The organism is Thermobaculum sp. T2p (genome assembly GCF_059335935.1).
In genome coordinates this window covers 66,272-82,677 of sequence record NZ_JANZYQ010000019.1, presented here as the reverse complement: position 1 = coordinate 82,677, position 16,406 = coordinate 66,272, and the positions used below count along the sequence as shown (strand labels likewise).

17 protein-coding genes are annotated in these 16,406 nt (G+C 48.4%); 7 read left to right on the top strand and 10 right to left on the bottom strand.

Going from position 1 to position 16,406, the window contains the following annotated elements:
* Positions 1-172: 172 nt before the first annotated feature.
* The 5 genes from N2245_RS09535 to N2245_RS09515 all read right to left on the bottom strand — a co-directional run bounded on the left by N2245_RS09535 (position 173) and on the right by N2245_RS09515 (position 5,166).
* A complete protein-coding gene (locus N2245_RS09535) occupies positions 173-1,141 on the bottom strand; it encodes a TIGR03560 family F420-dependent LLM class oxidoreductase (protein WP_494536506.1) in 969 nt (322 codons plus the stop codon).
* A gap of 15 nt (positions 1,142-1,156) precedes the next feature.
* Complete coding sequence (gene hslU / locus N2245_RS09530; protein ID WP_494536505.1) at positions 1,157-2,560, bottom strand: ATP-dependent protease ATPase subunit HslU; 1,404 nt, start codon at positions 2,558-2,560, stop codon at positions 1,157-1,159.
* A 63-nt stretch (positions 2,561-2,623) separates the two neighbouring features.
* Positions 2,624-3,181, bottom strand: coding sequence for an ATP-dependent protease subunit HslV (gene hslV, locus N2245_RS09525; RefSeq protein ID WP_494536504.1), 558 nt, complete (start codon positions 3,179-3,181; stop codon positions 2,624-2,626).
* 108 nt (positions 3,182-3,289) lie between these two features.
* Positions 3,290-3,520, bottom strand: coding sequence for a hypothetical protein (locus tag N2245_RS09520; RefSeq protein ID WP_494536503.1), 231 nt, complete (start codon positions 3,518-3,520; stop codon positions 3,290-3,292).
* Positions 3,517-5,166, bottom strand: coding sequence for an amidase (locus N2245_RS09515; protein ID WP_494536502.1), 1,650 nt, complete (start codon positions 5,164-5,166; stop codon positions 3,517-3,519). The genes N2245_RS09520 and N2245_RS09515 overlap by 4 nt, the downstream gene beginning before the upstream one ends.
* Positions 5,167-5,313: 147 nt before the next feature.
* On the opposite strand from N2245_RS09515, the gene N2245_RS09510 reads away from it, so the two are divergent.
* The 4 genes from N2245_RS09510 (at position 5,314) to N2245_RS09495 (ending at position 8,802) form a co-directional block, all read left to right on the top strand.
* The gene (locus tag N2245_RS09510) at positions 5,314-5,847 is read left to right on the top strand and encodes a sigma-70 family RNA polymerase sigma factor (protein ID WP_494536501.1); all 534 of its coding nucleotides are present in this window, start codon (positions 5,314-5,316) and stop codon (positions 5,845-5,847) included.
* Positions 5,844-6,959, top strand: coding sequence for a hypothetical protein (locus tag N2245_RS09505; protein ID WP_494536500.1), 1,116 nt, complete (start codon positions 5,844-5,846; stop codon positions 6,957-6,959). Before N2245_RS09510 ends, N2245_RS09505 begins: the two co-directional genes overlap by 4 nt.
* 86 nt (positions 6,960-7,045) lie before the next feature.
* Positions 7,046-7,963 (top strand): ABC transporter ATP-binding protein, encoded by a 918-nt coding sequence (locus tag N2245_RS09500; protein ID WP_494536499.1) that lies wholly within the window; start codon positions 7,046-7,048, stop codon positions 7,961-7,963.
* The gene (locus N2245_RS09495) at positions 7,960-8,802 is read left to right on the top strand and encodes an ABC transporter permease (RefSeq protein WP_494536498.1); all 843 of its coding nucleotides are present in this window, start codon (positions 7,960-7,962) and stop codon (positions 8,800-8,802) included. The genes N2245_RS09500 and N2245_RS09495 overlap by 4 nt, the downstream gene beginning before the upstream one ends.
* A gap of 53 nt (positions 8,803-8,855) precedes the next feature.
* Here the strand turns inward: N2245_RS09495 and N2245_RS09490 are convergent, their stop codons facing one another.
* Positions 8,856-9,356 (bottom strand): Hsp20/alpha crystallin family protein, encoded by a 501-nt coding sequence (locus tag N2245_RS09490; RefSeq protein ID WP_494536497.1) that lies wholly within the window; start codon positions 9,354-9,356, stop codon positions 8,856-8,858.
* A gap of 163 nt (positions 9,357-9,519) precedes the next feature.
* Between N2245_RS09490 and ggt the strand changes: the two genes are divergently transcribed.
* Genes ggt through N2245_RS09475 form a run of 3 tightly spaced genes read left to right on the top strand, consistent with a single transcriptional unit; the run spans position 9,520 to position 12,866 of the window.
* Entirely contained in the window at positions 9,520-11,235 is a 1,716-nt protein-coding gene (ggt, locus tag N2245_RS09485; protein WP_494536496.1) for a gamma-glutamyltransferase, read from the top strand.
* Positions 11,236-11,282: 47 nt separating this feature from the next.
* Positions 11,283-12,380, top strand: coding sequence for a type I phosphomannose isomerase catalytic subunit (locus N2245_RS09480; protein WP_494536495.1), 1,098 nt, complete (start codon positions 11,283-11,285; stop codon positions 12,378-12,380).
* 6 nt (positions 12,381-12,386) lie between these two features.
* Positions 12,387-12,866, top strand: a complete 480-nt coding sequence (locus tag N2245_RS09475; RefSeq protein ID WP_494536494.1) for a YbaK/EbsC family protein — start codon at positions 12,387-12,389, stop codon at positions 12,864-12,866.
* A gap of 58 nt (positions 12,867-12,924) precedes the next feature.
* On the opposite strand, the gene N2245_RS09470 is transcribed toward N2245_RS09475, so the two are convergent.
* The 4 genes from N2245_RS09470 to glpK all read right to left on the bottom strand — a co-directional run bounded on the left by N2245_RS09470 (position 12,925) and on the right by glpK (position 16,398).
* Positions 12,925-13,575, bottom strand: a complete 651-nt coding sequence (locus N2245_RS09470) for a hypothetical protein (RefSeq protein ID WP_494536493.1) — start codon at positions 13,573-13,575, stop codon at positions 12,925-12,927.
* A gap of 14 nt (positions 13,576-13,589) precedes the next feature.
* Positions 13,590-14,240, bottom strand: a complete 651-nt coding sequence (locus N2245_RS09465; protein ID WP_494536492.1) for a hypothetical protein — start codon at positions 14,238-14,240, stop codon at positions 13,590-13,592.
* A 118-nt stretch (positions 14,241-14,358) separates the two neighbouring features.
* Entirely contained in the window at positions 14,359-14,859 is a 501-nt protein-coding gene (locus N2245_RS09460; RefSeq protein ID WP_494536491.1) for an MgtC/SapB family protein, read from the bottom strand.
* 30 nt (positions 14,860-14,889) lie between these two features.
* Entirely contained in the window at positions 14,890-16,398 is a 1,509-nt protein-coding gene (gene glpK, locus N2245_RS09455) for a glycerol kinase GlpK (protein ID WP_494536490.1), read from the bottom strand.
* Positions 16,399-16,406: the final 8 nt, after the last annotated feature.

The following is a 16,406-nucleotide window of genomic DNA, read 5'->3' as shown; positions in this document are numbered from 1 at the left end:
TTGTGGCTATAGGGCGATCTAGCTTTTATGCTTTCTAGATTGTGACCAAAACTTATACCAGGATCGAGCATATGCGCAGAGGAATAAACCTCAGAACATAAGTAAGCTATGATCGCCCGATCCTAGCTAAGCAAGCCTTCAACCTCCAAGATTTTTCCTAATTATACATTATCTATCTGGTTAGTGGTTGTAGTACGGTTTCAGCAAACGGTTGTAGCCTTTCCGGATGATCGAAATCCCACCACTGTAGCATTATCTCCTGCAGTCCTGCCTCCTCGTAAGCCTGCAGTTGCTCCAGCACTAGATCTGGAGTGCCCGCTATCCAGTTTTGCTTTTGGATCTGCTGCACTGCCTCTAGAGTACTTAGATTGCTCAGCTCAGATCTTGTACGCTTTAGATCTGCTATCTTTTGATCCAGCTCTTTGTCATCGGCAGCGAACAGCAGGTTCGTCATCATAGTACGTCGAACATCCTGTGGGCTTCTTCCCTCTCTTACCAAGAGGTCATCAAGAGTTTCGGATCTGTCCTTGAAATCTTCTGGCGAAAGCCATACACCATTCCATACTCTTGCATACTTAGCGGCGAGAGGGAGGGTCTTCTTCTTGCCATTTCCACCCACTAGTATAGGCGGACCTCCGGCTCTGCTTGGTCTTGGTAGCAGTATGGCCTCTCTTAACTTATAGAACTTCCCATCAAAGGACACAGGAGAGTCGCTTGTAAGAAGCAGGTGTACGACTTGCAGAGCTTCTTCAAATCTTCTAGTACGTGTGGGAACATCGCCCAAGTCGTAGCCGAACATTCTATGTTCTCTTTCCTGCCAGCCTGCACCAACTCCGAGTATGAAGCGTCCACCACTAAGATCGTCAATAGCTATAGCCTGGCGGGCCATCATGATTGGGTCTCTGAAGGATACAGGGGAGACCAGAGGGCCAAAATGTATCCTCTGCGTCTGGTCAGCAATGTATGTCAGCGAAACCCATGCCTCAAGGGAATCCAGCTCCGGCGGTTCAGGATTAGTGAAATGATCGGACCGAAATAGTCCCGCAAATCCCAAGCTCTCAACCACATCTGCTATCTTTCGCCAGCGCGTCCAGTTGAGGCCATTCTGGCCCTCTATCATGATGGATATTGCTATGCTCAACCTTATCCTCCTCAACTATAGGATGAATCTGCTAAGATCTTCGTCCTCTATAAGGTTCTCTAGTCGTGCTTTCACATAGGCTCGATCTATCCGTACATGCTTGTCCTCGAGGTCTGTAGCATCGAAAGCTACATCTTCGAGCACCCTCTCCATGACGGTCTGCAGCCTTCGTGCGCCTATATTCTCCATCTTGAGGTTCATCTCATGCGCAAAGCGGGCTATCTCATCTATACCATCGGGCGTGAATTCAAGCTCCACGCCCTCCGTGCCCAAGAGAGCCTGGTACTGCTTTATCAATGAGTTGTCAGGCTCCACTAAGATAGCCTTTAGATCCTCTGCATCTAGATCCTCCAGCTCCACCCGTAGCGGGAACCTTCCCTGAAGCTCTGGGATCAGATCTGAAGGCTTGCTGTCGTGAAAAGCTCCAGCGGCTATGAAAAGTATGTGATCGGTCTTGACAGTCCCATATCTCGTGACTACGTTAGAGCCTTCCACTATTGGCAGCAGATCTCTCTGCACGCCCTCTCCAGAGACGTCGGCATTGGAGTCATAGCCATTGCTGATTAACTTGTCTATTTCGTCTATAAAGACAATGCCATCCTGCTCAGCTTTCTGGACTCCTTCATCTATCACTGCGTCAAAGTCGATCATTTTCTGTGCTTCTTCTTGGACCAGTATCCTGCGAGCTTCCGCCACCGAGACCTTTCGACTGCGCTTGCGACCAGCCTGATCCACACTAAACAGAGGGGTGGCATCCTCGGAGTCGTCAGCATCTCCTATGTCTGCAAAAAGATCCACAACCGAGTAGAGATCAGGATCTGGATCTACCTCTATCTCGACTATCTCGTCATCAAGCCTACGCTCTGCCAGCATCTGCGCCATGCGCTTGCGTTGACGCTTTATTTTCCTCTCGAGGACGACCTTCTTGGTAGATGCTGCAGCAGATTCCTGCTCCGAATCTGCTAGACTCTCCAGCTCTTCTTGCAGGACCTTGTATTTGGGAGATTGCCTGACAAGGTAGTTGATCAATCGCTCGTTGGCAGCTTTCTCTGCTTCTTCCTTGACTCTATCCATGGCCTTCATGTGGACCATGTTAACACTGGTCTCGACGAGCTCACGCACTATGCTCTCTACATCGTGCCCAACGTATCCCACCTCGGTAAACTTGGTAGCCTCTACCTTGATGAACGGGGCATCGACCAGCTTGCTCAATCTTCGTGCCAGCTCGGTCTTACCAACTCCCGTAGGGCCTATCAGCATCAGGTTCTTTGGCATGACTTCGTCCCTGATCTCAGGTGGAAGCTGTTGCCTGCGGTAGCGGTTGCGAAGCGCTACGGCTAGAGCTCTCTTAGCCTTATCCTGTCCAACTATGTATTTGTCAAGTTCCTTTACTATCTGTCTAGGTGTAAAATCCTGCATTCTTTCAAAACCTCCCGATCGAGCTTAGCTCGATCCAAAAGCCTTAAAAGCATTTGGTGTAGTTTAGTTCTCTGCCCTTATGGTTTCGATCGTTATGTTGTCGTTTGTATAGATGCAGAGCTCAGCAGCTATCTTCATGGCTTCCAGGGTTATATGCTCTGCGTCCATATTAGTATGCCTAAGTAGGGCTTGTGCAGCGGCAAGAGCATAAACGCTGCCAGACCCTATAGCCAGAATGCCTTCGTCCGGTTCTATAACCTCCCCCTGTCCCGTAATAAGCAGCAGTTGCCCGGGATCTCCCACGATAAGTTCCGCCTCCAGCGGGCGCAGGTACCTATCAGTTCTCCATTGTTTGGCAAGCTCCACGGCGGATCTCCGCAGATCGCCACTGTACTGCTGAAGCTGGGACTCGAACCTCTCAAATAAGGTTAAGGCATCCGCTACAGCTCCAGCGAAGCCTGCCAGGACCTTGCCATCGTATAGGGTGCGAACTTTTCTAGCTTTATGCTTGAATATGGAATCGCCGAAGGTTACTTGCCCATCGCCTGCCATTGCCAGGAGGCCATCTCGAAGCACTGCAAGTATGGTTGTTGCGCGCATTATTGGTGGGTTATGTGACATAATCAACCTTTGATTATACCTTATAGATCTGCATAAAGATTAGTTTATTTTTGGAGGTGCTTCTTTTGGATGAGTATAACAGCTGAGTGTATTAGTATGTAGCATAGGTTAGAGTCCACCTTCTCTCTTAGATAGCCATATGGCCAGTATGAGCACCAGAAGTACCCCAAATATAGGAAATGCGGCCATCACGAAGAACATCACACCATCCGTCCTGTGCATAAGCGAGGCCATTATGCCTCTTCCCATGACTCCTAGGACCGTTATGTAGGTCATAAGTACTATGAAGATTGCAAGTGCTATCCCCAAAAAGATAAGAATTACATCTTTTATGCTCATTGTGAAATTTCCTGGTTCCCGCTTGCTACAAAGGGTCCTAGGACCTTTTCCACTAGATGACCACAAGCTATAAGTAGATCCTCTCTCCAGGGAGCGGATACAAGCTGCATCCCCACGGGGGTACCTTCGAAAGAGACGCCAACTGGGACTGATAGTGCTGGCCAACCAAGGAAGTTGAAAGGCCCTGTATAAAGGGTGTGAGAAGGGGTTCCAACATCGGGAGCTGGATGTCTTACTACCGGCATAGTGATCACATCGAATCTGTCCCACAAGTGATTTAGCTTGCTTCGAAGCAGAGATCTTGCCTGCTGTATCCTCATGAATATGTTTGGGCCGTATGCAAAGGCCGACATAAGTCTGTATCGGGCGAACTCGCTGTAGTCTTCCTTGTTGGTCCTCAACCAATGAGTGTGATAGGTAGCAGCCTCCACGCCTATCAGCGCTCCGTTCAGTACCCAGAGCCTCTCCAGGTCAGGTATGTCTACTTCCTCGACTCGAGCCCCGGCCTCTTCTAGGGCTCTTACTCCCTTCATCCAGCAGGTAACTACATCATGGGTTCCTATTGGGTCATCGCTACCTATGTATCCGATCACCCCTACTCTTAGACTCCTAGGGTCTTTATTAGTAACCTTGTCTCCATAAGGCCACGCGCTTGCTGGTGAAGTCCTGGGATCTCTCTTGTCCTGGCCTGAAAGCAACGTCATTACCAACGGAAGATCAGAGGTATATCTAACTAGTGGTCCGCCATGATCCAGAGACCAGGATAGAGGCACTGCTCCAAACAAGCTGATTCTTCCGAAGGTAGGTTTCAGCCCGACTATCCCACAATGTGCAGCTGGTATACGTATGGACCCTCCTGTATCTGATCCTAGTCCTACCAAGGCCATACGAGTAGCGACTGCTACTCCAGACCCACTGCTTGATCCTCCAGCATCCTTATCGTAGTTCCAAGGATTAAGCGTATGACCGTATATCGTGTTGTTAGCTCCCGGGGAGTAAGCAAACTCCGACATCCTGGTCTTACCAATTATTATGCCTCCGACACTTCTGATGCGCTCTACCACAGCGGAGTCATAGTCCGGCACCCAATTCTGAAGTATTCGAGAGCCAGCTGTAGTGGGGTGATCTCGGAGTGCAAATAGATCCTTGACTGCTATGGGAATACCATGGAGTGGTCCCTTGTACTCCCCTCTTGCTATGTCTTCCTCTGCTCGCTTTGCTTGCTGCAGGGCTTCATTGCCTAGTACGAGCTGGAAGGCATTCAACCTCTTGTCATACTTCTCTATGTTATTCAAGCAGAATTGGACTAGCTCAACGGGGGATACTTTCCTGCTCCTAACCATCTCAGATAGTTCCAACAGAGGTAGATCTAGTAGTTCTCCGCTCTTGGAGCGTTTAGAAGTGGTACTGGCAGTTTTCATCTGGTTACTGCTACCCTTAGGCGTCTCGTCTGCCTCAAGGGGAGAAGTATGCCAAACGTACTCTGGCATTACATCGTAAGGTAGTCCCCGCATGATATCCTCTGTAAGGAGTACGTTCTGCAGAAATCCGTGCTCCACTATCTTCTCTATATCCTGGTCTGTAAACTCTATATGTTGGGAACTGAGGTTGTTCTTGAGGCGCTCTATAATCTCTGTGACTTCCATCTATGTTTTCCCCATCAAGGAAGGTGTTAGCCTTCTGTAGGAAGTTTACATTAAACAAGAAACGCACGTATCTTAGTTCCAAATTGTCACATGATCTATCGGGGCTGGTGTTATATATTGTGGTAGAGGGTTTGACGGAGGTAAAACTTGGCCCTTATCGATATGGCCGAAGCTAAAGAGATCCAGGTTGATGAGTTCGAGCGTATCTTTCTTTCTTATTGGGAAGAGATATACCTGTATCTGTACCGTATGCTCAGAGATTCTCACGAAGCTGAGGATGCGGCTCAGGAGACCTTCTTGAAGCTCTACTCGAGGCCTCCAGCCGCTAATTCCAACTATAGAGCATGGTTATACAAAGTAGCCTCACGAGAAGGGCTGAACAGGATAAGATCAAATAATAGGAGAACTAAACTCATATCAAAGATTAAGTCGTTGTGGTCTAATGAAGTCGCACCGGATACAACCGACATAGTGTTAGCCAATGCCGAGAGCGTGGAAGTTAGAGACGTTCTGGCCAGAATGCGTCCACAGTATGCGCAAGTGCTTCTGCTGCGACATCATGGGCTTAGTTACGATGAGATATCTAAGGTTACAGGTATATCCAAGAACTCAGTAGGTACTATTCTGGTGCGTGCCGAAAGACAGTTTGCTACCCTCCTGGAAAGAGGAGAAGGAAGATGAGATGTCCAAGTGAAGGCGATCTAAGATCTATGCTTGATGATTATCGTCAGGATCTGTGGGAGCACGTACGATCATGTAAGACTTGTTCCCGGAGGCTGGAGTCCATATCGCAGCAAAGGCAGCTCTCAGCCCGCAAGCTCTTAGCCAATAACTCGGTTAATTGCTCGGCTCAGCAGGCCTACAGGAGTTTTGTCTCGAGGATAGAAAGGAGCAAGAACATGGAATTCAGCGAATTTGGTAGACGAAATCCTAGACCAGTGCTGGCTTTGGTGGCTCTATTGGTGTTGTTGCCGGTGCTAGTACTGCTTACACCTATAAGATCTGCGGCTGAATCGCTGCTTAACGTTATGAGAGTTGAGAAATTCACAGCTATTACCATAGATCCCTCGGAGTTGCCGTTTAATATCCCTGCTGAGAAGTATCAGCAGAAGTGGAATCAGCAGATGGCCGCAAGGTTCGACAAGTACGACAAAGCCGACTTGCAGAGAGAGCTCAAAAAGCACAATATAAGAAAGGTTGACTCTGTTAATGAAGCTTCCGAGATGTACAAGGGCCCAGTAGCTACTATTCCAAAGCAGGGAGCCCCTGAGGAGATCTACGTGTCTGGTCCTGAGAGTGCCAGCTTCACGGTTGATCTGCAGAAGATAAGGGCTGAGCTGAAGGAGGCTGGAATCCAAGGTGTTACTCTGCCCAAGCAGCTTGATGGCAAGACCTTTACCTTGGAAGTCCCCAGCGCGGTTGTTATGAGGTACGGACAGGGTGACTCCGGATTTGTCTTCGTGCAAGGAGAAAGCCCGACGCTAGTTATTCCTGAAGGCGTGAACATGGACTATGTCCGACAGGACATACTTATGACTCCTGGGTTGCCGCCTGATCTGGTCAAGCAGATCCAGAGCATAAAGGACTGGCAACATACCTTGGTGATACCCGTACCTCCTGGGGGAGATAGCAAGAACGTGAGGATAGGCAGGTCCGAAGGTCTTTTGGTCTCCGACCGCACAAGGGAGCATAACCTACTGCTTTGGAAGCATGATGACAGGCTCTATGCGATAGGTGGTAAGATAAGTAGCGAAGATGCCATATCTATAGCAAGGGCTGTAGTCTATCCTTAGAATTCTAATCTATCCTGCCAAGAACTTATCTCTTGGCAGGATAGATTAACCCGCAAATCTACGAGACAACAAGAGGTGTAAAGACTTTGTCCTCTCCAGCTATATATGTTGAAAACCTCCGTAAGGTTTACGGAAATAAAGTTGCGGTTGAATCTCTATCGCTGGAGGTGCAGCAGGGGGAGGTATTTGGCTTCCTTGGACCTAATGGTGCCGGCAAGACCACTACAATCAAGATGCTCAATGGCCTGATAACTCCTACAGCAGGTAAAGTAAGCGTGTTGGGGAAAAAGTTGGGCGATCTGGAAGCTCGTAAGCAGATAGGATTCCTCCCTGAGCATTTCAGGTTTCATGAATGGCTCAAGGCCTATGAGTTTCTGGACTTTCACGGCTCCCTCTATGGTATGTCGAAATCTGATAGAAAGAGGCGAATCCCTGAGGTGTTGAAGCTGGTAGGGCTTGAGCACAGAGCAGACAGTCGACTGAGGACATTTTCTAAAGGGATGCTGCAAAGGATAGGTATAGCTCAGGCCATCCTAGCTAATCCTAGGCTTGTCTTTCTGGACGAACCCACAAGTGCTTTGGATCCTATAGGCAGGAGAGATGTAAGAGATCTTATAGTCTTCCTGCGCGATAATGGTGTTACCGTGTTCCTGAACTCTCACTTGTTAAGCGAGGTTGAGAGAGTCTGTGACAGGATAGCGATCATAAAGGAAGGTAAGGTGGCAGCTATAGGACCAGTTGATGAGCTTCTCCATGCTGAGCACATAGTCGATGTTAGAGCAACTAATGTCACGCCATCTCTCCTGGAAGCTATTTCCAACAGATTCAGGTTGATAGATCATTCCAGCAATGGTTACTTCTCAGTATCTGTGCCAGAGCAAGAAGTGCCTGCACTCGTCGAAATGCTTGTGGCAAGCGGTGCTAACCTGTATGAGCTCAAGCCCAGACAGAGGTCTCTGGAGGACATATTCGTAGATATAGTACAGGTGTCGGGTGACAGATGAGGTCGTTATTAATAGCTAAGTTCACATTCAAAGAGGCTCTGAGGAAGAAGCTTGTCATAGGCGTCATATTGCTCAGCATAGTGTTTGTCGCTCTGTATGTTTGGGGTTTTTCATCTCTGAAGAACAATTTTGATGAGCGGATTGCTTCTGGTAACCCTCCACCATTTAGCTTTGAGTTCTTTGCGAATGCCCTGGTGCTCATGGGATTCTACACAGTTAATTTCCTGTGTGGAGTAATGGCTATCTTCGCCTCTGTGGGAAGTATAGCCTCGGAAATAGATAACGGCACACTGCACTCTATAGTCCCTAAACCTATAAGGCGGTGGGAGATAGTGCTGGGTAAATGGCTAGGCTATGCGTTCATGCTTGCTATCTACGTCTTGCTTATGTGTGCTGCGGTGGTGATTACCGGCAAGCTCATTGGAGACTACGTACCTCCCAGGTACATATATGGCTCGCTTCTGGTAGTGCTTGTGGGGATCGTGTTACTATCCATCACCGTGTTGGGCAGTACTCTTTTCTCTAGCCTGACCAACGGCATAGTGGTTTTCATGCTGTATGGTGTATCCCTTATGGGGGGGATAGTAAAGCAGGTAGGCGAGATACTCGACAGCTCGACTCTCAAGAACATTGGGCTGGCAACTAATCTGGTGATCCCAAGTGACACTCTTTGGCGATTGGCTTCTTATGTTATACAACCCAGGTTTTCCTTACAGATGGGGCCGACTCTCCTAAGCTCTGATACCCCACCTAGCAATATGATGGTAGTCTATGCTTTTGCCTATATCGCGCTGGCTTTACTGATAGCTAACTGGATTTTCGCCCGTCGTGACCTATAAAAAGCTGGTGAGCCGCTTGAGGAATGGCTCACCAGCTTATACTGTGGAGGGTTCTATGCCTGTGGCTGAGCGGACTCCGCTGTGCTGCTCAGTTGAGGCTGCTCGCCAACGCTTATCTTGATCTGCTTTGTCCTGACCTCCTCTACCTTGGGTAGAGTCAGAGTCAGCTCTCCATGCTCGAAGTGAGCCACAGCCTTGTCCGCCTCAACTGGCACAGGCAGGGTAATCGTTCTACTGAAGGAACCTAGGCGCCTCTCACGGAGCACATATCTTGCATCCTTAGGCTCCTCAGCCTTGTAGTTACCAGAGATAGTCAGGGTCTCGCCCGTAATGTTAACCTGGATATCCTCGGGCTTGAACCCAGGCAGAGAAGCCTTGACTATGTAGTCGTTGTCTGTCTCAACGATATCTATAGGCACCCAGTAACCAGTCTCATCGCCTCTGCCGAGCATCCAGCTAGTGGGTCTAACAAAGCTCTCCTCAAAGAGCCTGTCCATAGCCTCGCTCAGTCTAATCATCTCTCTGAAGGGGTCCCAGAAGTTCCTGTTCAGCATATCCGCTCACCTCCTTTCTGTAGACTCCCGACTCATCTTTCACCATTATATATACAAAATCTAATAGCTAATGTCAAGTCTAATCAGTAAAGAAATTCGATTTTATTACCATTAGTGCTACATATAACTTTTGTTATAGAATGCCCATATGAAGAAGCAGCCTATGAAGGTAACAAGAAGAAGGTTTCTAGCCTCAGTAGCAGTTGCCCCCTTAGTGTCGGCTGTGAAAATACCTGATCTCGGAGGTGGAAAGTTGTCTGATCTACAGCAAAGAAGTCCAAAGGCAGAGGTGCCTCTCTCGGATCTACCATTTCATTCATTTGAGAGGATTTCCATGGGGCTTAGAGGGGTAGTATGTACCTCTAACCCTTTGGCTTCAGATGCAGCTATGTGGGCTCTCAAAGCCGGGGGAAATGCTTTTGACGCTGCCCTGGCTGCTGCAGCTGTGCTTACGGTAGTGGAGCCACAATCCAGTCATCTAGGGGGTGATGTCTTCCTGGTAGCTTATGTGGCGAAGGAAAATAAGGCTTATGCTCTCAATGGAAGCGGGAGAGCTCCTAGGGATATTGATATTAGCGACTTTGCGAGTGGTATCCCTGAGAGGGGGCCTCTTGCTTCCACCATCCCTGGGGCGGTTCATGGCTGGTGCGAGGTCTCTAATAGATGGGGTAAGCTGCCTCTGAAGACTGTGTTGCAGCCAGCTATTGATTATGCTCGTAATGGTTTCCCTATGAGTGTTAGATTAGCACGTAGCATATCCACGCTTGCTTCGGTTATTGACATGTCTTCTTATGCTAAGCAGCAGTTCCTTTCAACGGATCCGAAGCCAGGAAATATCTTACGACAGCCTATGCTAGCGAGGACTTTGGAGGCTATAGCTGATAGGGGAGTTGAAGGGTTTTACAATGGCGAGATAGCAAAGGAGATGGTGAGGGGCATAAGGGAGCAAGGAGGGGTATTTTCTGAGGCCGACCTTGCGGAGCATAAGACTATTGTGGTGGCCCCAATTAGCACCACCTATAGAGGGATAGAAGTCTTAGAACAGCCTCTGGTTTCTCAAGGCCATATACTGCTTGAGGAGCTGAATATAGTTGAGAACTTCGACTTGAAGAGTATGGGGCTTCTCTCAGCAGATACACTTCATGTGCTTATAGAAGCCAAGAAGCTAGCTTTTGCTGATAAAGATAGGTATTGGGGAGATCCTGAGTTTAGCAAGATTCCAGTAGAAGAATTGATATCCAAAGATTGGGGTAGGCGCAGAGCGGAGGAGATAGACCTTAGAAGAGCTAATCCTCAGCCTAGTTTTGGTCATATGGGCAGATCTGGCACAGACACAACCTATCTTGCAGTAGCAGATTCGGAAGGAAATGCTGTAAGTTGGATACAGAGCATATTCTTTGTGTTTGGAAGCGGTGTGGTTGCTGGTAATACTGGTGTATTGCTCAATAATAGGATGAATGGCTTTACTATACAGCCCGGATATCCCAACACTCTAGAGCCTGGAAAGCGCCCGGTACACACTCTCAACGCCTACATACTCATGAAGGATGACAAGCCCTGGATAGTAGGTGGGACTCCTGGTGGTGATTATCAGGTACAGACCAATCTGCAGATAATTACTAATCTTGTGGACTTTGGCTTGAACATTGCTGAGGCGATCGATGCTCCGTGGTGGGGTTCCTTGGAGGGAAATAATGTTCGTATAGAGCATAGGGTCCCGAGAAACACTTTGACCGAGCTGGAAAATAGAGGGCACTACTTAGATGTGATTGGTGCTTGGGCAGGAGATAGAATAGTGCAACTTATACAATTTGCCCCTAATGGAGCTCTGCTCGGAGCTTCTGACCTACGGGGTGAGGGTTATGCGGCCGCCTGGTAGTCTAAAATTATTGAAAGGAAATATGATCAGAATAGAGGGAACTACAGATGCCTAAGTTGTATCCACTTATTTTTGAGCCCGAGCTCAAGGAAAAGATATGGGGAGGAAGGAGACTCGAAACCATACTTGGTAAGAAGCTACCTCCGAATGTACCCATAGGAGAGTCGTGGGAAGCCTATGGGGGGAACATCGTGGCTTATGGCGATTATAAAGGGATGACAGTTGACCAGCTGGTTGAGGAGCTCGGCAGTGATCTGCTCGGTAAGCGAATTTGGGAATCGTACGATGGCATATTCCCCCTCCTTTTCAAGTATATCGATGCTAATGAGTTCCTGTCCGTACAGGTTCATCCGGATGATGAGTATGCTCGGACAAAAGCTGGCTATCCCAAGGGTAAGACCGAGTCTTGGTACATAGTACATGCTGAACCTGGCGCCAAGCTAGTGCACGGCTGGAAGAAAGACACCTCACCAGAAGAGGTAGAGGATGCTGTAAGGAACAATAAGTTGGAGGGGCTGCTCGAGTACATAGACGTACAGGCGGGAGATGTAGTCTTTGCCCCTGCTGGTACTGTGCATGCCATTGGGGGGGGGATCCTTCTGGCTGAGATTCAGGAGAACTCTGATATAACTTATAGACTATACGACTGGGGTAGAGTAGGATTCGATGGCAAGCCAAGAGAGCTACATATTAAAGAATCTTTGGAGACTCTGGACTATAAGACTACAGAGCAGCATAAGAATACACCATTAAGCGTTGCCCAGGATGGTGTAACTCGAGCTTACCTTGTAGCTTGCAGGTACTTTGTAGCCGAGCTGATGACTGGAGCTAGTGCATTCGAATTGGACTTCCAAGGCGATAGATTCGAGATCTTATCTCTGGTATCTGGTGTTGTGAACCTAGAGTGGGCTGATAATAGAATTAGTTTGCGTCCAGGCACTACAACGCTGGTCCCAGCAGCTCTAGGAAGATTACGGATACTCCCTGAGAGCGAAGATGTAAGAATGCTGCGTATGTACGTGCCCAGCGGGTTGAAAGAGGACGTTGTGGAACCTCTGCTCTCGGCTGGTTACTCCTTTGAGCAAGTATTAGCTCTAGGGGGTGATATCAGGCATAACGATATAGCTAGCTTAGTACAGAGGTAGTCACAGATGAAACAAGCTGTTTCCAGGGTTGTGGAAGCTGCAAGATCTGCTGGGGTAGATATAACACCTATAGAATACGAAAGTAAGACGCATACAGCCCAGGCCGCAGCAGATGCTATAGGGGTTGAGGTCGGGCAGATAGTAAAGTCACTCATATTTCTGGCTGGAGATGGTTACCTGTTGGTGTTAGTGTCAGGCAAGAACAGGGTGGATGTAGACAAGCTGGCAAGGATAGTTGGGCAGGAAGTTAAGAGGGCTGATGCTAAGACTGTGAAAGAGCTAACTGGCTACACCATTGGAGGGGTGCCCCCTGTGGGACATGCTCAAAAACCACTTGCCGTACTTATGGACCAGGACCTTCTGGGGTATGATGTAGTGTACGCAGCTGCGGGCACGGATAGGGTCAACTTCGCGATAGGCACGACCGATTTACTTAAGATAACTGATGCCAAACCCTGCGATATAAAGGATCGGCAGGATTCCTAGCTGATATTCTCTGGCTATTATCTATAACATTCTGACAGTAACGGGATCAACGACTATATTACTTCTCTTCCTCTATAACTATTGTGGGATTGGCAGGAGGTTCCAACTGCCCTGAAGGCGTATGGTACTCCTTCCCTATTGGTGGACACTTGTCTAGCGTAATGGTCTTATCCATCTGCCGAGTGCCAGGTAGTGCCCCTGCCGGCACGTCGTCTGGCAAACTGGGATCGTGCAGGATGTGCCGGAAGCTTCCCCCGAACCTGGATGCCACCTCGAGCTTAGGCCCACTACCGGGATTTGAGCTGTCAAGCACATACAGTAGGTAACTGTATCTGCGTGCTTCCAAAGGTTTATTGGTCTGGCCTTGTACGTCGCCCAAGTCTACATCCGTCTTGACTACTACTATTGCCAGGTTATCTTTGGCCGGATCGATGTCTGCTGAGGGGCACATCCCAAGCCCTAGCAGGTCGTCAAGCACCAGGTCTCTTACCAGCAGCACTTGCGGGGTACCGCTCAGCACCTTGTGTTCCAGAGTAAACTTCAGGGCCCTCTGGGAGAGCTCCTGCTTGGTAGCCCCATCCAAATATGCCTCCTGGGAGGCAACTTGTTTGTAGTTATTCTTTATGCCCCCAATCGCCAATACCCCTACTGTTAGGGCAAATAACGTTACTAACGCCAATGCTAACCCTATGATCCATGAGCGCTTCATCTTTGGTCTCCTGGTTAGTACCCGTAGATGTACCAAGTGTGAGTGTCGCTATAGCAGATGCTTATGTCAGCGTTTCTCCCACCCTCTTCAAAGCTTTCGTAACAATAATATTTCCAAGAGCCGCTTCTGTATCTGTTATATTCAGACTTTATTTGGCGTGGTAGGCGTGTGTCTGGTCTACTCTCAATGCCTACAGCAACTCTTTCTAGGTAGTAGGCACCGATGTATACTTGGTCAAACGTCTGGCATCCATTGCCTGAGCACCATATGATCGACCATTCGTTATTAGTATCGTTAAGTCTAACTCTGTAGATGTAATGAGTATTTTCTCCCAGATTTATACCTGTTTTGGTTACCACAAATGGTGTGCCGTTCTGATCTTCAAAAGCATAGTAAGGATGTAACTTGCAATCGTAGTTGGATCTTGCTGTGCAGTCTCTGGTAGAACCTACCTCTACATAAGGGCCTATGGCCCAATTGGTTAATCCAACAGGAGCGGCTTGCCATCCGGTGGTAATAGCTGTCGTGTCTATGCTGACGTAAGATTCAACACCATCATATGTAGTAGACCTGTGAAAGCTTATTCCATAATTATTAGCTGATGCAGGCTGGACAAGCAGAACGCCAATTATAATGCTCGCTATTACTGCAATTGCTTTAGACATATTATGTGTCCTGCTACATTGTCAGGAAGAGTGTAGCATGGAAAAATGTTTTGTCAAGTTGGAGGCTGGCAATTAATGAACATATATGCCCTGGCTCGACTTTTACTAGATGATCTATCTATAGCTCATCATCGTCGTCAGGTGTAATCGATGGCTCGCCTACCCTAAGTCGCCTTTCCAGTCTATAGATGGGTGCTGGCATGAAGCTGAGCACAATAGTAGACACTACCGTGGTAAATATTGCTAGCCAGTACATGCCTATGCCTACAAGCATTCCAATGGATGCCACAAGCCATATGGTAGATGCTGTGGTTAATCCTCTGATGCTGGAGCCAGATCTAAATATGGTGCCAGCACCCAGGAATCCTATCCCTGACACTATCTGGGCTGCTACGCGCGCTGGATCACGAGTTACTTGTCCGCTGACCATGCTGAACCCATAAATGGATGCTAAGGTGAATGCGGTTGTGCCAGCCGCTACCATCATATGGGTACGTAGTCCCGCTGGCTTATTTCGAGCCTCGCGCTCAAAACCTATAATTCCTCCAAGTATAAGGGATAAAATTATCTGCCCACTCATGATCAAATCATGAGTGGAGGGCAGCATGTCTTCGAACAAAACAGGTCATCTCCTCTCTAGTAGGTATGATTATGTTTGCTTTTCTGGAGGTTGCTCCCAACCACAAGCTCTTTCTACGGCGCGCTTCCAGGTAGCGTAGAGCTTGTCTCTTTCACTGTCACTTATAGAGGGCTCGAATCTGCGGTCCTCTCGCCAGTGTGCTCTTAGATCTTGTTGATCAGTCCATACACCAGTTGCCAGTCCAGCCAGGTAAGCGGCTCCAAGTGCTGTGACCTCAGTCATGGTTGGTCTAACTACAGGCACTCCAAGTATATCAGCTTGTATCTTCAGCAGTAGATCATTTCTTACCGCGCCACCATCTACTCTGAGCTCATGCAGCTCTATGCCCGAATCTGCGACCATGGCTTCGACCACATCTCTAGTTTGAAAAGCTATAGACTCCAGAGTAGCTCTCGCTATGTGAGCAGCCGTAGTACCCCTCGTTATACCGATTATTGTACCACGGGCATATTGATCCCAATATGGTGCACCCAGGCCCACCAGTGCCGGCACGAAGAAGACGCCTCCGCTATCTTGGACAGATGCGGCCAGCTGCTCTACTTCTTCAGAGTTCTTTATTATCCCCAACCCATCCCTTAACCAGCCAACTGCTGCGCCAGTGACGAATATAGATCCTTCAAGAGCGTATTCGACTTTGCCATTGATACCCCAAGCTATAGTGGTAAGCAATTTATGCTTGGAATGAGTAGGCTTTTCCCCTATGTTCATGAGACAGAAAGAGCCTGTGCCATACGTGTTCTTCGCCTCCCCAGGTGAGAAGCAAGTCTGTCCAAATAGAGCTGCTTGCTGATCTCCGGCCACTCCCGCTATCGGGATCTCAACGCCGAGGATGCTGCTATCAGCATGGCAGATAATCCCGGAATTGTCACATAAGCCTGGAAGTATATGCCTGGGGATATTCAAGTCTGCCAATAGCTCATCAGACCATTCAAGCTCGTTTATATCAAAGAGCATGGTGCGAGAGGCATTAGAGTAATCGGTAAGATGTACTTTACCACCTGAAAGCTTCCATAGCAGCCAGCTATCTACCGTGCCAAAGGCTAGGTCGCCTTGTTCAGCCCTCTTGCGCACTTCAGGGTCTTGCTCCAGCATCCAGAGGATCTTGGTAGCAGAGAAGTATGCATCTGGCACAAGTCCAGTTATCTGCTGGTATCTCTCTGCCTTGCCTCGCCTGAATATATCGTCTACGAGGTGGGATGTTTGCCTGCTCTGCCAGACGATTGCCGGACCTACAGGCTTGCCTGTGGCTCTATCCCAGAGAATCGTCGTCTCTCGCTGATTGGTGATGCCGATAGCAGCTACCTGAGATATGTCCAGCTGTGACTGCTGGACTGCTTCCTTCATCACCGACAGGGTTACTTCCCATATGTGCTCGGCATCCTGGTTGACCCAGCCCGGATGAGGATAGATCTGCTCTATGGGTCTTTGAGCTAGAGATACTATGTTCCCTTCTTGGTCAAAGATTATAGCTCTGCTTGATGTTGTGCCCTGATCAAGGGCAAGCACATATTTAGACATCTACTCCT

What these genes read in the sequence shown, in the direction of transcription:
- hslU (WP_494536505.1), bottom strand. Translation starts at nt 2,560, where the DNA reads ATGCAGGATTTTACACCTAGACAGATAGTAAAGGAACTTGACAAATAC.
- hslV (WP_494536504.1), bottom strand. Translation starts at nt 3,181, where the DNA reads ATGTCACATAACCCACCAATAATGCGCGCAACAACCATACTTGCAGTG.
- N2245_RS09520 (WP_494536503.1), bottom strand. Translation starts at nt 3,520, where the DNA reads ATGAGCATAAAAGATGTAATTCTTATCTTTTTGGGGATAGCACTTGCA.
- N2245_RS09515 (WP_494536502.1), bottom strand. Translation starts at nt 5,166, where the DNA reads ATGGAAGTCACAGAGATTATAGAGCGCCTCAAGAACAACCTCAGTTCC.
- N2245_RS09505 (WP_494536500.1), top strand. Translation starts at nt 5,844, where the DNA reads ATGAGATGTCCAAGTGAAGGCGATCTAAGATCTATGCTTGATGATTAT.
- N2245_RS09495 (WP_494536498.1), top strand. Translation starts at nt 7,960, where the DNA reads ATGAGGTCGTTATTAATAGCTAAGTTCACATTCAAAGAGGCTCTGAGG.
- N2245_RS09490 (WP_494536497.1), bottom strand. Translation starts at nt 9,356, where the DNA reads ATGCTGAACAGGAACTTCTGGGACCCCTTCAGAGAGATGATTAGACTG.
- ggt (WP_494536496.1), top strand. Translation starts at nt 9,520, where the DNA reads ATGAAGGTAACAAGAAGAAGGTTTCTAGCCTCAGTAGCAGTTGCCCCC.
- N2245_RS09480 (WP_494536495.1), top strand. Translation starts at nt 11,283, where the DNA reads ATGCCTAAGTTGTATCCACTTATTTTTGAGCCCGAGCTCAAGGAAAAG.
- N2245_RS09475 (WP_494536494.1), top strand. Translation starts at nt 12,387, where the DNA reads ATGAAACAAGCTGTTTCCAGGGTTGTGGAAGCTGCAAGATCTGCTGGG.
- N2245_RS09470 (WP_494536493.1), bottom strand. Translation starts at nt 13,575, where the DNA reads ATGAAGCGCTCATGGATCATAGGGTTAGCATTGGCGTTAGTAACGTTA.
- N2245_RS09465 (WP_494536492.1), bottom strand. Translation starts at nt 14,240, where the DNA reads ATGTCTAAAGCAATTGCAGTAATAGCGAGCATTATAATTGGCGTTCTG.
- glpK (WP_494536490.1), bottom strand. Translation starts at nt 16,398, where the DNA reads ATGTCTAAATATGTGCTTGCCCTTGATCAGGGCACAACATCAAGCAGA.